This is a genomic window from Companilactobacillus miaonis, assembly GCF_036913615.1.
GTDB lineage: Bacteria > Bacillota > Bacilli > Lactobacillales > Lactobacillaceae > Companilactobacillus.
Genome location: NZ_JAYKTX010000006.1, coordinates 53,476 through 66,217 on the forward strand (window position 1 = coordinate 53,476; position 12,742 = coordinate 66,217).

The following is a 12,742-nucleotide window of genomic DNA, read 5'->3' on the forward strand; positions in this document are numbered from 1 at the left end:
CCTCATAAATTGGGCATCCCACCCGTTCGGCATATTTGTGATACTGCACTTAATTCATTTTTTTAGAATGGACGTTCTCCATTGCTATCTAGTGGTGCTTGTGGTTGGTCGCCGAATGGCAAATCACTATCTTTAACTTCTGGTGCTTGAGCTGGATCAAATGGGTCTTCTTTAATTTCTTCAAATTCATATTCCTTGTATGGATATTGTGGGTTCTTCTTATTTTCACGAAGTGTTAAAGTCATTTTGAATTGTTTACCGACTGCTTTATTAAATTCGTGTACCATGATCTGCATATTGTCCCAAGCATCGTCAGAAATAGCTACACCCAAAACTGCTGCTAAACGCGCTATGGTTTTGATGTTTCTATCAATTACAAAATCGGGTAAAGGTTTACCTGTTGAAGTGACTTCATCTAAACTAATGTTGATGAATTCGATACGTCCTGTGTTGTCACCTTCAATAACTTGGGTTTTCATGCTTAGTTGTCCGTAATCGGTTTCTTGCACATTTTCAACTGCCATATGATAATCTCCGGCTGGTAGTCCTTCATACCCGTTGATATCATCCTTTGTTGCATCAAAATTACTCATTACGTTTTTAGCTCTATCTCTTAAACTCATTACTTATTACCATCCTTATTAGTTGTTGTATTAGCTGGCACATCTTTAACTAATGCACCAGGTATTGCCATTAGAATTCTTAAAATTTGTGGATCATCAATTTCAGACTGTTTATACTTTCGTCTAATGTCTGTGACTGTTCGGATATAGCTCTTTCCTAAATGTTGAGTTCTAATAACTAAGTCACAGTTACCATTTACGACGTTATAGTATTTCTGTTTAAGTGCTGGTACTGGAATTAGATTTTGATTCTCATCTGTCTTCATATCTTCACGACTGATATAGATGATGTTCATTGGCAAAGCCTTTAGATTCATAACCATTTCTGAAAGCATGGAGTTGAAAATTGCATAACCTTTTCCATAGCCAATATCAGAAAGTGATTTAACATTGTTTTCCATACAGATTGCTTGTTCTAACAGAACCGTGATATCTTCAATTACATCGATTACAACTGTCTTAAAAGTGTTCTGTTCAGTTCTTAAAGCCAAAATGTATTTATCCAAAATGTCTATAACTGATGTGGTTAATTTCCCTTTTGTATCAACATAATTCTTTAATGCGATCGTAGGACGTGTACCAGAATTCTTTTCATTTCCATCGGTACTGAATACGATTGAATCAGGAAACGCTGATGCCAGATAACTTTTACCGCTCATTGTTGCTCCCCAGATAAAGAAGTTTCTCGGGGTGTTGTGCGGTTGATGCGGTTTGTTTTCGGGTAGAATACTCATTCTAAAAGCCCCCTAGTTGCATAATCAGTTAGTACCTTTAATAATTCTGCTTGATTCTTTCCAACACCATTGAACATCGTGTTAACACGGCATTGGAGAATCAATGATACTTTAGCGATAGGGTTTGGATAACCACCTGGTTTGTAAATCCACAGCTGTTGATTTGGCTTTTCAGGGTTACTTGACCCAAATGCGGTATCATAACCAAGGTTTTCAATATCCCTGATTAAAATCTCTGTACTTCTCATCATTTTATGAAACCTCTCTTTTTCGAATAGAAGTAAACCCATCCAGGTTTATATTGTTTAAACTTGGCATATGCTTTTACCTCTTCATAATTTTGTAATTCACTGATTTTCTTATCAGCTACTTTGGCAGCTAGACCACCGTTCATAATCATGTGTGCTTTTCGAAGTCGTTCTTCTTTAACTTTTTCAAGCTTGGCGTCCTCAACTACTTCTAATTCTTTTTCTTCTACTAAATCAGCACCACAGAACGGACAATTGTCGCCCTTGCGGTAGAAGGCTGCAAAACATTCAGGACATGTCGTTACCGGCTTAATTTCATCCCTGGAGTGATTAGACTTTTCTTTTTTATTTCCTTCCAATTTCCAGTTATGTGGTTCAGTCGGTAGTCCAAATCGATTAACATTTCCAACATGGTCAATAATAATTGCTGTTTTACCTTTTCTTGGATTCATACACCGCATCGCGAATTGAAGAAACAGCGATAACGACTGTGTAGGGCGCAGCATAATTACCACATCCACATTCGGTAGATCTAAGCCTTCTGTGAAAAGTTCAGCGTTGGTTACTACTTGAATTTTTCCATTTCGGTAATCATTAATAATTGAATCCCGTTCATCTTTAGGTGTCTTACCACTTACTGCTCTTGCTACTACTCCATTGGTGTTTAATTCACTTGCTAATCGTTCAGCACTAGCCACGTTGTATGTATAAGCGATGGCCTGTTTGTTTCCACCTAACTTCTTAAACGTATTGACGGCATTGCCATAAACCTTAGGTTTGAATGCTTCCTCAATAGATTTTTCATCAAACTCACCATTTCTCTTGGTTTTAAGCTGTGAAACGTCTAATTGAACTGGGGCGTAGTAATCTACTGGTGCTAGGAAGCCATCCTTGATCAATTGTTTTATTGAGTTCCCTAGTATTAAATCATCTGCTACTTCTTCAAACCCTTCGCCGTTTAAGCGATATGGTGTTGCTGTGAACAATAATTTAAGCGCGTTAGGAAAGTTATCAAGTATTCGTCTATAGCTCTTAGCGAGCGCATGGTGTGCTTCATCGATAAAGATTATTGATGGTGATTTTAATGCGTCAACGTGCCTTGTTATGGTTTGAACCATTCCTATTTTCGCAAGCGACATGTCAACGCCCTGTTGTTTAAAAGTTCTAACAACCTGGTCAACAATTTCTTTACGATGAACAACGAACAATATTCGATTACCCTTGTCTGTTGCTCGTCTGGCAATCTCAGCCATTAAAACCGTTTTTCCTGTTCTAGGGAGGGGATTGTACAATTATTGAACGATGCCCATGATCAAATGAGTTATAGATTTTTTGTAATTCATCTAATTGGTAATCTCTCAATTTATACAATCTAAACTTCACCTACTTTTTTCCACAAATAACCGCCAGCAGTTTTTCTATGGCCATTGATGACAGCTGATATTTTGTATCTATTAGCTCCTGTCATTTGAGAAGCTATATTTTCCGTATCAAACTGACTAATCATTTTTCCATTGATATCTAGTTGGATTACCTTTTGGCCTTGTGCTTTGTTGGTTCTCTCCCTAGCAGTTCCGTAACTCATGTTTTCTTTGGCTGTCATCCATTCCAAATTTTCAACGTGATTATTACTTTTAATTTCATCAATATGATTCACTTGTGGTTTGTTTAACGGATTAGGAATAAAGGCAATTGCAACAAGTCTGTGTATTAATCCCAAATACTTCTTTTTATTTTTGTAAAGACTTACGGCTTGATAACCACTCTTTAAACAATTAGGTTTAAGAATTTTTTTATATCTGAATAGACTTCTCACTCTGCCCAAATTAGAAACCTCGTAAAGATTTTCAAATCCATCAATTGTTTTCCAAATTTCCATCTATCTAATCCGTACCGATGACCCAGTTATTAACTCTGCACCTGGAACATCTTTTCCTTCCTTTAGCATTTGTTTGATTCTTGACTTATCTGGCACTGTAGTAGTCTTTCCCAAATAAGCCGGAATCTCACCCTCATCAAAGATTCTTAATGCTGGTGTATTATTTTGGATGTAAATAGTGAACTCAGGAGTTTTAATTTTTGATTGTCCGGTTGATTCCATTGCTTCTTGCAGATTGCCTTTTAAATTCTTTCTGTTTCTAGCAATCGACGCAGCTCTATCAGTTAGGCGTTTAGCCTCTTCTTTAAGAGCCTTTTCGTCCTTTGCTAACTCTTTATCGACTTTTGCATAACCAACGGCCTTATCCTCGATAGCGTCTGTAATAGAATCCATTGTGTCATTGAAAAGCGTTGGGTCTGTTTCTTCTGCAAGCTCAGCTAACTGTAGATACTTGCCTGTTAGATCATATAAAGTTGCCATTAAACTCATTCCCCTCTCGTGGTATAATTAAATTGAAGTCATTTTATGTACGCGCCTCTGCTAATTGCCGTTAGTAAGGCGTTTTTCTTTTGCTCTAAATCTTGAGCAGCCGATATGTACTTGTGCCTATTGTGTTCAGACATACACCATCTAAATACCAGTTGCCTATTTCGGTAGTGAATTGACGCCATAATCACGCGATTTACGTGCTCACTGATTGTTACCACTCTCTCACCTCCTCTCAAGAGTAGTAGTGTTCAAAAGCTTCTCTAACGTCCGTTTCAGCTCTAGCTTTATCAATCATCAAATCATCACGATGATGCTTTAAACGCTTGATTTGATAGGTTATAGATTGGTTCTCAATCCCTTGAACATTTTCCACATACTTTCTAGCTTCATAATGTTCAATCTGCTCTGACTTACGTCCAATTTCTTCGCCAATTCGAACGAACTCATCTAAGGCATTCTCAATCGCTGCCACGTCTTTATTTATTTCCATTAGCTGTCTCCTCAAATAATTTAACAATTGATTGTTCAACCAAATCACATTTTCTCTCGTTTCGGTCTGATTCTTCTTGAAGTCTGAGAATGCTATTGAAATAAGCTTCTCTGTCATCATCAGTTTCAGCATTAGCATGAAGCTGTCGCTGTTCACTCATCAAACAGCCATCATATTCAATCGTTCTGCTGATACGTTTGTGTTCATCAAGTAACTTACTTAATTCTTCCATTGTGATATCCTCCGTTAATTTATCGTCCACATAAGTGTCGTATGGTTCAGTATCACCGATTGGATTGTAGTCATCATCTGTTTTAATTCGAATATTGTTATTCATATGTTTGCTCCTTTGATATAATTTTTGACGGAAAGAGGTGAAAAAATGGATTTCACAATATCTTGGGATACCATCATCGGGGTACTTGCATTACTTGTAGCTATTGGTTCATACATTTATACTTGGCGGTTTAATCACTACGCAATTGACCTTATAAACCTAAAAGTTGATCAGATTTGTGAACACAACAATATATCATTTGAAATAGTGAATATATCTACCAAGCCAATAAAAATCACAGATATTACCTTATTTGATAATGCTGGCAAAAAAATTGTAGATAATGGTTTCAGCCCTAAACAGTTTAGAAAATATCAGAATTCACTAAATGCAAAAAAATGGGAAATGGAACATGCTAAGGATTTTATCCCCGGACTAAACCCTTATACATCGCCGATAAACAATATGAATTTATCCAATAGTTTAAACAATGATGAAAGTTGTCCATTCGACGAATCTACGTACTTGAAATCTGACGACTCAGAATATTTTTCATATTTTGTCGACACTTTTCCTAGTACAATTAAGGTAACAGCAAAGCAACATATTAATTATTTTTCAAAATTCAAATCATTTTCTACTAATTTTAATAAGAGCAATTAGCGTTAATATATTGATTATTAATATTAGTAAAAATAAAGTTCCATCAATACTCATAAGACACCTCCTCTGATATAATTTTTCTTCACAGCTATTGAAACCGCCGAAGCAAGTCATTTGCCACCTGACTATTCTTCAGAACAATAACCGTATAGCTATCTGGTAAATCTAGCTTAGTTCCATACTTACTAACCAGTTCATAGGGCTGGTATCTTCCACAATTCAATAAAGTTATCTCATCACCACATGAGATGGCTTTTTTTAATACGCTATCTTTATTAATATTCACGTGGTTCATCTCCTGTTAATTTGTCGTCGATGTATTGATCGTATGGCTCACAATCGCCAACTAGATCGTAATCATCTTCTGTTTTAATTCGAATGTCGTTATTCATTGCTTTGTTTCCTTTGATATAATTTATTTATTATGAAAAACTTAAAAAAATATTTCTTTCTAATTACTATCTATATCCTTCTAACTTTTTCTTCACTAAGTTCGTTTGGTGAATTAGAAAAATACTGCAATCGCTTAGTCTCTGATACTCCAAAGGATTCGGCAATAAGACTATATTTGAATGTAAATTGGATTTCTCTTTTTCAATACTTTTTTATTTTTTGGGGCATTTTCTTTCTCATATTTTTGATATTTATAACTTTTGTCTTCCTATATCCAGTGATATTAAATAAAAAAATCAAAAATAAAATTTTACTTCATATTATTCTTTACTATTTTAGTTACACTACGATGACAAGCGTTATTCTGGCCCTTTGCTGTTTATTGAATTCTGACCAAATATCATTACTAGCTACTTTGATAGCCATAATCACCCTTTTTGGATTTTTATTTACAAAGGCCTTTCCCTTTAAACTTATCGAATTTTTAGATTCTCTATTTCTCAAATTAAAAAAGTTAAATTCCATAGAAAGTAAATTACTTTTTGGTTCTGATGATTTCAATAATACAAATAGAAAGACTAAAGACGACGATCACAAAACCAATCATTCTAAAAACCATCCTCACTAGGGCCACCGAAATTAGGTAGCCTTTTTTAAATATAAAAATCTGTAAATCTCTTAAGCCATTTCTTCGGACCACCATACTTAGTAAGCTGGTAAGTCACGAACCAGACTAAGATTGGTAACCATATAATCATTGGTACTGGAATACTTCTCATAAAATTTATTCTCCCACGCTTGTTTTTATTTGTTTCTAATAAAATCGTCTATTTCCTGTGGATCATATAATTTCGTTCCACCAACTATGTGAAACGGTAAGTCTGGTAGGTTCTCACGAATCGTGCTATCAGCCATATTTAAATAGCCTGGTAAGTCTTTAGTTCTTAGCCATTTACGTGATACAACTTGAACGACGATTTTCTTTAGCTCGCTAAATTGTTCATCGTTTAGCCCTGGCTGTCTTGTTTGTGTGGATTCCATTAGTATTCGTTCTCCCAAACTTTATTTTTAATAGCGAAGTCTTTAACTACAGACATATAAATTTCTTTAAGTCGCTTGTCACCATCAATTACATCCAACCTATTAGTCTTATCTACTTTGCTTCTTGACATCCCGTTTGCCAGTCGATTTTTCTTCAAATTTGTAAGTCGAATCTTCAAATTAGCTCCGGCACGTCTATCAGTTTCAGCGTAGGCATCACTAGCAACTTCTTTGTAAGCTCCGTAACCACCTTGAGCTAAAGCGATCTTTCTAATAATTGATTGAGAAGTTTTACGCCAGTCAGTTGTGTTCAATGAAACAATTTCAGCAATGTTATCAACTTTATGATTAAGTTTCTTATTCTCTAACTCTTGATTGGCCACTGATTTAAAGATTTGATTGAACATTTTAAGTTCTGGGCTTAATTCTTCTGTGTCAATTTGGTGTTGCTTATGTTCATTTTCAAGCTGATTAAAAGCTTCAATATATTTAAGTTTGAATGTATCTGCCTTAGCTCCTGTAAATCCCATAGCGATAAATGTAAAACCATCTCTGTTCATGTAGTACATTTTGTTTTGCTTGCCATTAGAAGCCTTATACGTTCCTTCAGAAAACATATTTAGTAGAGCTGAATTTTCAGCCGTACTCATTTTGTCCTCAATTGTTTGAATAACGTTTTTGTGTTGTTTTCCGAAACTTTCTGCAACTTGTAAGCTACTTGTCACTGCCTGTTGATCTTTCATAATTACTAAGTTGTTCATTATTTCTTACCTTCTTTTTTATAGATTTAAAACTCGTGCGACTTGCTCACGTAGTTCACGTGACTTAGGTGTCATGTCACCTTTAATGGCTCTATTCAATTGTTGTGGATTAGCATGAATTAATTCAGCTAACTCTTTTTGAGTCATATCTCGATTAAGCAATGCGATCTTAATTGATCGTTCAATGTCATGTGCTACCTTTGCGAATTGTTGTTCTGGCATGTAATCAGCTCCTTTCTATTGTTATAATTTGATTAATTCATATATATTCGAGGTGATAATAATGGAACTAGACTACGATTTTGTTAGAAAAACTTTAATTGAATGTGCAGAAAGTGAACATTTACAGGGACCAACTAATAAGGAAATCCGTAATTTTGCTGATGAAAATCATGTTTCCTTAAATGAACTAGCATTTACAATTGACAAAATGGAGGAAGCTGGATTCATCACAGGTAAAGTGACCTATAGTGGTGAGGGTCCATATGTCATCCTTATAGGTAATTTAACCTGGGATGGTAATCAATATTTGAATTCCATAAGAAATCCATCCATTTGGAAAGAAACCAAACAAAAACTCATCGATAAAGGTGTCACTGCCTCATTCTCTGTAATAACTGCTTTGGCAACCGCAATTGCTAAACAAAAACTTGGACTATAGTATTTTAAATATATGTCCATCAACCATTACATAAAGATTCTTGTTCGAAGGTAACAGCTTCGACAAGGATTTTTTTTCTGCCTCATCAATGAAAAAAATCATACTAAACCTACTTGTTCCACCAGTAAGAATAGGTATTCTGTCATTACCATCCTTATAAAAGTAAACGTACTCATGATTTTCCAAGGCTATATCTCCTTTAAAAATTTATTAACAAAATATGTTTGACCTTTTCCAGTAACTTTCGGAGTTTTAGTCACTCTTACAGAACCATCCGGGTTGCTGTAGGTACGTTCTTTTATTTCAAATATCTTTAAGTTCATTGATCGTTGGGTTCCATCTTCGACCAATCCGATCGTCTTCATCAAATGGAACCAAAATGAAACATGATGAAGTATTAGTTGGAATTATCGTTGCTGCATAGGGCATCCACTTCATACGTGTGATACCTTTTTGTTTGCTCTGATATCCTTTAACCGCTTTTCTAATATCCATATTTTCTACCTCCTTTACTGTTATTTTTTCATCAAGTTGTTGACAAATTATTAGACTGAGTCTAATATAAAGGCATATCAAATAAGCAATTTAAACCCTATTACTACCGCAATTCTCGCCAAAGCATTGTATCGGTGGTCGTGTGTTTTTGTTGCTCAATTACTTGATGAATTAATAATAAGACTAAGTCTAAAATAATGCAAGTATATTTTTAGTCTAAGTCTAATTATTAGTCGTCATATATTGGAGAAAGCCTATTATGACAACGTTAGATAGAATTAAAAAAATTTCAAAGCAAAGAGGTTTTAGCCTTACAAAAGTGAACGATATGGCTAATTTGGGTACCAACACTATATATTCATGGAAACATAAAGAACCTGGAATTAATAATCTTAAGGCCGTTGCTAATGTTTTGCACGTATCTGTAGACTACCTATTGGGTAAAACGGATGATCCGGATATTAACAATAAGTCTAAGAAAGTAGATATCAAAGACGCTATGCAGGACGATTACACCATCATGAGTTATGGTGGTAGAGAAATACCACCAGAAGAATTAGAAATGATTAGACGTATCTTAGATGGGGGAAAATAATGTATGAGCGATGTTACAACTTATTTATTGAATTACGCACTAGATCATCACATAGGATTTGAATTTCTAAACGGTCTAGATTCAGACTGGCCCTCCGTGGCTATTCCAGAACGTAACATGATGTTTATTAATACGAATTGGTACAAGCAAGAGGAACTACCAATGGTGGTAGCTCATGAGATTGGTCATATGATTGACGGTGATTCCTGTTATTTATATGATCAATCTACAATCTCACGATTGAAATCCGAAAACAGCGCAAATCTTATTGCTATTAATCTATTAATGAAATACTGTTCAGATAACGATATTGAATTTAACAATTCCATGACTTTCCTAACACAATTTAATATCCCTCAAAGATATGAAAATTCAGTTAGAAAAATAATTGCTGGATAGTTTAATGTCCAAATACTGATAGACATAAAAAGCTGGGAATTTATGTTATAGGAGGAGATTCAAAATGAAGAAAAGAAGTGTAGTTTTAGGATTAATTACAATTTTATTATCCACAACGGCTGTGGGATGCTCAGGTGGTGGTTCTTCATCAGGAAATAGTTCGAATAGTAATTCAAGTGCATCTTCAAAGAAAGAAACTGGTATCACATTAGATCAATTCAATAAGATTACTCTTGATGAAAATAGCGGTACTTCTCTTGATGACTTGAAAAAGGAATTAGGCAAACCATCTTCCACTTCAACAAGTACTGTACAAACACAAACTGTTGATTTAAATACCTGGTCAAAAGGTTTAGGAAGTTCTTTAGCAGTTGGCTTCTCAAATGGACACGCAATTAGTAAGCATATTAGTAGTTTAAAAGTTAATAGAAAAAATAAAATCACCTTGGATTCATTTGGTCAAATCCAAAACGGACAATCTGAGGATGATGTAAAGAATACTCTTGGAGATCCTAATGGTATTAATATTTCCACATTAGCTGGAACTACAATTACTATTCTTACCTATACATCTGGCGTTAAAGGAAGTTTGGGTGCTAATGCAACAGTTACATTAACTAACGGTGCTGTTAGTGGTGAAAGTCAAACTGGATTGGAATAATCCGAAAAATAAATGAGTCTAAACTGTGGGCTTATTTATTTTTCAAAAATTTAAGGAGGTGATGCCTGAATTACTTTCTCAATTTTGCTCCCACGCGAAATTAGGAGAAATAAAATGAGTTCAATAACAAAATATGAATTAAAATCTGGAAAATCGCTTTACCGCGTTCAGTACACTGTTGGCCACGATCCATTGAGTGGCAAACCAATCAGAAAATCTAAACGTGGTTTCAAGAAGAAAACTGAAGCAAAGCTTTGGCTTTCAAAACAAATTGTTGAGATTGATGAACATGGTTACAGCGAGGATAAGGATGTAAAGTATTCTAAAGTTTATGATTACTTTCTTGATTCTTACAAAAATACAGTTAGAGAAAGCACGCTCAATCGTGTTAAAGGACTGTTTAAATATCACATTCTTCCTGTTTTTGGGAAAAAATCTATTAAAGATATTACTTTGCCGATGTGTCAAGCAGCAGTCAATAATTGGTCAAAAGAACTTGTGGATTTTAAGAAAGTGGCTAATTACGCCGGCTTAGTTTTTAAGACTGCCATGAAATTAGAGATAATCTATTCTAATCCAATGGCTTTGACTACATTTCCAAAAGATGACCCCAACAGACACAAGGCTGAGGATGATAAATTTTGGGATAAAGAAGAATTAGGTACTTTCTTGGGACAAGTCAACAAATATTATTCTGGCAAAAATAAAAAAGCCATTGCCCTGTTTAGACTGATGGCTTTTACTGGTGCTAGAAAAGGTGAATTGTTGGCTTTGCGAATTAATGATTTTGATTATCAAGAATGTTCAATTATTATCAATAAAACTGTGACACGAGCTGTGGATAATAAGCAAGTGGTCGGTTTGCCTAAGACTTCTAAAGGCAATAGAAAACTATACTTAGATCAAAACACCGCAAATGTTTTGAACGATTGGATAAAAGAATTAAAGCTTGAGTTATCGGTTTTAGGTTTTAACCACATTAGAGATAATCAATTGATATTTCCAAATAGGGATAATAGACTTCTTTCACTTATGAGACCAAACAAATGGATGGATGCCGTCATTGATTCTTACAATAAGGGCAAAAAAGGTGGCTCTAAGCTCAAAAGAATTACTCCACATGGAATTAGACATACTTGGGCAACAATCGCCTTAGAAACGAATAAATTGACTGTTAAACAGATTCAAGAGCAACTTGGTGATAGCGACGCTTCTATTGTTCTTAACACCTACTCGCATGTTACCAAACAAGCAAGTAAGAATACAATACAAGAATTTAGCCAATATACTGGCTTTTAAAAAAATGAGTCACGAGATGAGTCACGGGAAATTTTAGTACTTTGTGAACCTAGAAACGCAACCGTTTCAAGTGTTTCACAGGCTATAGGTATGAACTCCCACGTGGCGCATTTCATTTTCACAAAGTCTTAACTTTAAGTGTTGATAAATCAACAAATAAACGGTTTTAGCCGTTCCACAAGAATTATAACTAACAAAAGCAAGATAATCTTTCGGGTTTTCCGAACTAGATTATCTTGCTTTTTATTTTTTACGACTATTAAAGATAAAGTGGCGCAAAGTTTGATTAAATTCATCAGGAATCTCAGCCATAACATCATGTCCACAATTGTTCATGATTACGCTTGTGATTAATGGATTTCTTTGTTGACAAAGAGATCCAAAATGAAAATCAAAGTATGGACTCTGTCGAGCAACAACTAATGTCACTGGAATTGTCGTTTCAAACAGGCTATTACGCCAATCCTTTTGGACGTGGTCAAACAACAAAGCGTGATTACTCTTCCTATCAAACGGGAATTCTGTTTTGGCCTGACTCAGAACTTGAAAGACTCGATTATCCAAACCATGCAATGTCTCATGAATATTATTCGGTTGTGTTAATTTCTGCTGAAAATTCTTACTATTAATGTCTTCAAAACCAAATTTCCAATTTATGTCATTAAGCATCTTTGGTGATTGATCAATCGCCATGACCGACAAAGCATTTGAATAGTTGCTCAAATAAGCGTAACAAATGCTGGCTCCCATTGAATGACCAATTAAAATTGGCTTTTGTAAGTCTAAATAATCAATTAACCCTGCCAAATCTTTGGTCAATTGTTCAATCGTTAGATTGTTATTAGTCCGTTGCGACCTACCGTGATTACGGTGATCATACGTAATAACTCGACAGTGCATCTTAACCAAGTAATCTACTTGAGCATGCCAAATTTCTTGGTAACCGCCAAAGCCCGCTACTAAAACAACTGGCTGACCCACTCCAAAACTTTGAAAGTTCAATTTAATTCCATCGTTAGTTATAAATTCCATCT

The 12,742-nt window shown here is 35.0% G+C and carries 21 protein-coding genes and 1 pseudogene; 6 read left to right on the forward strand and 16 right to left on the reverse strand.

All coding sequences use genetic code 11. The features are described 5' to 3' along the window. Positions 1-62: 62 nt before the first annotated feature. The 8 genes from U8521_RS06240 to U8521_RS06275 all read right to left on the reverse strand — a co-directional run bounded on the left by U8521_RS06240 (position 63) and on the right by U8521_RS06275 (position 4,800). A complete protein-coding gene (locus U8521_RS06240) occupies positions 63-623 on the reverse strand; it encodes a hypothetical protein (protein ID WP_334352207.1) in 561 nt (186 codons plus the stop codon). Then, a complete protein-coding gene (locus U8521_RS06245; RefSeq protein WP_334352208.1) occupies positions 623-1,357 on the reverse strand; it encodes an AAA family ATPase in 735 nt (244 codons plus the stop codon). Before U8521_RS06245 ends, U8521_RS06240 begins: the two co-directional genes overlap by 1 nt. Further along, the gene (locus tag U8521_RS06250; protein WP_334352209.1) at positions 1,354-1,608 is read right to left on the reverse strand and encodes a hypothetical protein; all 255 of its coding nucleotides are present in this window, start codon (positions 1,606-1,608) and stop codon (positions 1,354-1,356) included. The genes U8521_RS06245 and U8521_RS06250 overlap by 4 nt, the downstream gene beginning before the upstream one ends. Next, entirely contained in the window at positions 1,605-2,858 is a 1,254-nt protein-coding gene (locus tag U8521_RS06255; protein ID WP_334352210.1) for a DEAD/DEAH box helicase, read from the reverse strand. The genes U8521_RS06250 and U8521_RS06255 overlap by 4 nt, the downstream gene beginning before the upstream one ends. Positions 2,859-2,977: 119 nt before the next feature. Continuing rightward, a complete protein-coding gene (locus tag U8521_RS06260) occupies positions 2,978-3,484 on the reverse strand; it encodes an NUMOD4 domain-containing protein (RefSeq protein WP_334352211.1) in 507 nt (168 codons plus the stop codon). Further along, positions 3,485-3,964: a siphovirus Gp157 family protein gene (locus U8521_RS06265; protein ID WP_334352212.1), complete on the reverse strand. Its 480-nt coding sequence runs from the start codon at positions 3,962-3,964 to the stop codon at positions 3,485-3,487. It abuts the gene before it with no gap. A 241-nt stretch (positions 3,965-4,205) separates the two neighbouring features. Beyond that, positions 4,206-4,463 (reverse strand): hypothetical protein, encoded by a 258-nt coding sequence (locus U8521_RS06270; RefSeq protein ID WP_334352213.1) that lies wholly within the window; start codon positions 4,461-4,463, stop codon positions 4,206-4,208. Beyond that, positions 4,450-4,800: a hypothetical protein gene (locus U8521_RS06275; protein ID WP_334352214.1), complete on the reverse strand. Its 351-nt coding sequence runs from the start codon at positions 4,798-4,800 to the stop codon at positions 4,450-4,452. Before U8521_RS06275 ends, U8521_RS06270 begins: the two co-directional genes overlap by 14 nt. Before the next feature lie 45 nt (positions 4,801-4,845). Here U8521_RS06275 and U8521_RS06280 point away from each other — a divergent pair, with 45 nt between their 5' ends. Then, the gene (locus U8521_RS06280) at positions 4,846-5,403 is read left to right on the forward strand and encodes a hypothetical protein (RefSeq protein ID WP_334352215.1); all 558 of its coding nucleotides are present in this window, start codon (positions 4,846-4,848) and stop codon (positions 5,401-5,403) included. Between the two features lie 88 nt (positions 5,404-5,491). Here the strand turns inward: U8521_RS06280 and U8521_RS06285 are convergent, their stop codons facing one another. The 5 genes from U8521_RS06285 to U8521_RS06305 all read right to left on the reverse strand — a co-directional run bounded on the left by U8521_RS06285 (position 5,492) and on the right by U8521_RS06305 (position 7,820). Then, positions 5,492-5,689, reverse strand: coding sequence for a hypothetical protein (locus U8521_RS06285; protein ID WP_334352216.1), 198 nt, complete (start codon positions 5,687-5,689; stop codon positions 5,492-5,494). A gap of 760 nt (positions 5,690-6,449) precedes the next feature. After that, entirely contained in the window at positions 6,450-6,575 is a 126-nt protein-coding gene (locus U8521_RS06290) for a hypothetical protein (protein WP_334352217.1), read from the reverse strand. Positions 6,576-6,600: 25 nt separating this feature from the next. After that, complete coding sequence (locus U8521_RS06295) at positions 6,601-6,837, reverse strand: hypothetical protein (protein WP_334352218.1); 237 nt, start codon at positions 6,835-6,837, stop codon at positions 6,601-6,603. Further along, on the reverse strand, positions 6,837-7,598 hold the full coding sequence (locus U8521_RS06300; RefSeq protein ID WP_334352219.1) for a Rha family transcriptional regulator: 762 nt from the start codon (positions 7,596-7,598) through the stop codon (positions 6,837-6,839). The genes U8521_RS06295 and U8521_RS06300 overlap by 1 nt, the downstream gene beginning before the upstream one ends. 18 nt (positions 7,599-7,616) lie before the next feature. Then, a complete protein-coding gene (locus U8521_RS06305) occupies positions 7,617-7,820 on the reverse strand; it encodes a helix-turn-helix domain-containing protein (protein WP_054642070.1) in 204 nt (67 codons plus the stop codon). 61 nt (positions 7,821-7,881) lie between these two features. On the opposite strand from U8521_RS06305, the gene U8521_RS06310 reads away from it, so the two are divergent. Then, the gene (locus tag U8521_RS06310) at positions 7,882-8,259 is read left to right on the forward strand and encodes a DUF2513 domain-containing protein (RefSeq protein WP_271794014.1); all 378 of its coding nucleotides are present in this window, start codon (positions 7,882-7,884) and stop codon (positions 8,257-8,259) included. Positions 8,260-8,447: 188 nt separating this feature from the next. Here the strand turns inward: U8521_RS06310 and U8521_RS06315 are convergent. Next, a pseudogene (locus U8521_RS06315) lies at positions 8,448-8,594 on the reverse strand (phage antirepressor KilAC domain-containing protein); the annotation flags it as partial. Next, positions 8,563-8,754, reverse strand: coding sequence for a hypothetical protein (locus U8521_RS06320; protein ID WP_010019231.1), 192 nt, complete (start codon positions 8,752-8,754; stop codon positions 8,563-8,565). The pseudogene U8521_RS06315 and the gene U8521_RS06320, both read right to left, overlap by 32 nt. Positions 8,755-9,013: 259 nt before the next feature. Here U8521_RS06320 and U8521_RS06325 point away from each other — a divergent pair, with 259 nt between their 5' ends. The 4 genes from U8521_RS06325 (at position 9,014) to U8521_RS06340 (ending at position 11,708) form a co-directional block, all read left to right on the forward strand. Then, complete coding sequence (locus U8521_RS06325; protein ID WP_334352220.1) at positions 9,014-9,349, forward strand: helix-turn-helix domain-containing protein; 336 nt, start codon at positions 9,014-9,016, stop codon at positions 9,347-9,349. A 3-nt stretch (positions 9,350-9,352) separates the two neighbouring features. Beyond that, positions 9,353-9,748 carry a M78 family metallopeptidase domain-containing protein gene (locus U8521_RS06330; protein WP_334352221.1) on the forward strand — a complete coding sequence of 132 codons (396 nt, stop codon included), beginning with the start codon at positions 9,353-9,355 and terminating at the stop codon, positions 9,746-9,748. Positions 9,749-9,812: 64 nt separating this feature from the next. Beyond that, entirely contained in the window at positions 9,813-10,409 is a 597-nt protein-coding gene (locus tag U8521_RS06335; protein WP_334341212.1) for a DUF3862 domain-containing protein, read from the forward strand. 114 nt (positions 10,410-10,523) lie between these two features. Next, on the forward strand, positions 10,524-11,708 hold the full coding sequence (locus U8521_RS06340; protein ID WP_334352222.1) for a site-specific integrase: 1,185 nt from the start codon (positions 10,524-10,526) through the stop codon (positions 11,706-11,708). A gap of 243 nt (positions 11,709-11,951) precedes the next feature. Here U8521_RS06340 and U8521_RS06345 read toward each other — a convergent pair whose 3' ends face one another. Next, positions 11,952-12,740 (reverse strand): alpha/beta fold hydrolase, encoded by a 789-nt coding sequence (locus U8521_RS06345; protein ID WP_334352223.1) that lies wholly within the window; start codon positions 12,738-12,740, stop codon positions 11,952-11,954. Positions 12,741-12,742 lie beyond the last annotated feature (2 nt).

Excerpts from the sequence above, each read along its gene's own strand:
- U8521_RS06240 (WP_334352207.1), bottom strand. The coding sequence starts at position 623 with ATGAGTTTAAGAGATAGAGCTAAAAACGTAATGAGTAATTTTGATGCA.
- U8521_RS06245 (WP_334352208.1), bottom strand. The coding sequence starts at position 1,357 with ATGAGTATTCTACCCGAAAACAAACCGCATCAACCGCACAACACCCCG.
- U8521_RS06250 (WP_334352209.1), bottom strand. The coding sequence starts at position 1,608 with ATGATGAGAAGTACAGAGATTTTAATCAGGGATATTGAAAACCTTGGT.
- U8521_RS06255 (WP_334352210.1), bottom strand. The coding sequence starts at position 2,858 with ATGGCTGAGATTGCCAGACGAGCAACAGACAAGGGTAATCGAATATTG.
- U8521_RS06260 (WP_334352211.1), bottom strand. The coding sequence starts at position 3,484 with ATGGAAATTTGGAAAACAATTGATGGATTTGAAAATCTTTACGAGGTT.
- U8521_RS06265 (WP_334352212.1), bottom strand. The coding sequence starts at position 3,964 with ATGGCAACTTTATATGATCTAACAGGCAAGTATCTACAGTTAGCTGAG.
- U8521_RS06270 (WP_334352213.1), bottom strand. The coding sequence starts at position 4,463 with ATGGAAATAAATAAAGACGTGGCAGCGATTGAGAATGCCTTAGATGAG.
- U8521_RS06275 (WP_334352214.1), bottom strand. The coding sequence starts at position 4,800 with ATGAATAACAATATTCGAATTAAAACAGATGATGACTACAATCCAATC.
- U8521_RS06280 (WP_334352215.1), top strand. The coding sequence starts at position 4,846 with ATGGATTTCACAATATCTTGGGATACCATCATCGGGGTACTTGCATTA.
- U8521_RS06290 (WP_334352217.1), bottom strand. The coding sequence starts at position 6,575 with ATGAGAAGTATTCCAGTACCAATGATTATATGGTTACCAATCTTAGTC.
- U8521_RS06295 (WP_334352218.1), bottom strand. The coding sequence starts at position 6,837 with ATGGAATCCACACAAACAAGACAGCCAGGGCTAAACGATGAACAATTT.
- U8521_RS06300 (WP_334352219.1), bottom strand. The coding sequence starts at position 7,598 with ATGAACAACTTAGTAATTATGAAAGATCAACAGGCAGTGACAAGTAGC.
- U8521_RS06305 (WP_054642070.1), bottom strand. The coding sequence starts at position 7,820 with ATGCCAGAACAACAATTCGCAAAGGTAGCACATGACATTGAACGATCA.
- U8521_RS06310 (WP_271794014.1), top strand. The coding sequence starts at position 7,882 with ATGGAACTAGACTACGATTTTGTTAGAAAAACTTTAATTGAATGTGCA.
- U8521_RS06320 (WP_010019231.1), bottom strand. The coding sequence starts at position 8,754 with ATGGATATTAGAAAAGCGGTTAAAGGATATCAGAGCAAACAAAAAGGT.
- U8521_RS06325 (WP_334352220.1), top strand. The coding sequence starts at position 9,014 with ATGACAACGTTAGATAGAATTAAAAAAATTTCAAAGCAAAGAGGTTTT.
- U8521_RS06330 (WP_334352221.1), top strand. The coding sequence starts at position 9,353 with ATGAGCGATGTTACAACTTATTTATTGAATTACGCACTAGATCATCAC.
- U8521_RS06335 (WP_334341212.1), top strand. The coding sequence starts at position 9,813 with ATGAAGAAAAGAAGTGTAGTTTTAGGATTAATTACAATTTTATTATCC.
- U8521_RS06340 (WP_334352222.1), top strand. The coding sequence starts at position 10,524 with ATGAGTTCAATAACAAAATATGAATTAAAATCTGGAAAATCGCTTTAC.
- U8521_RS06345 (WP_334352223.1), bottom strand. The coding sequence starts at position 12,740 with ATGGAATTTATAACTAACGATGGAATTAAATTGAACTTTCAAAGTTTT.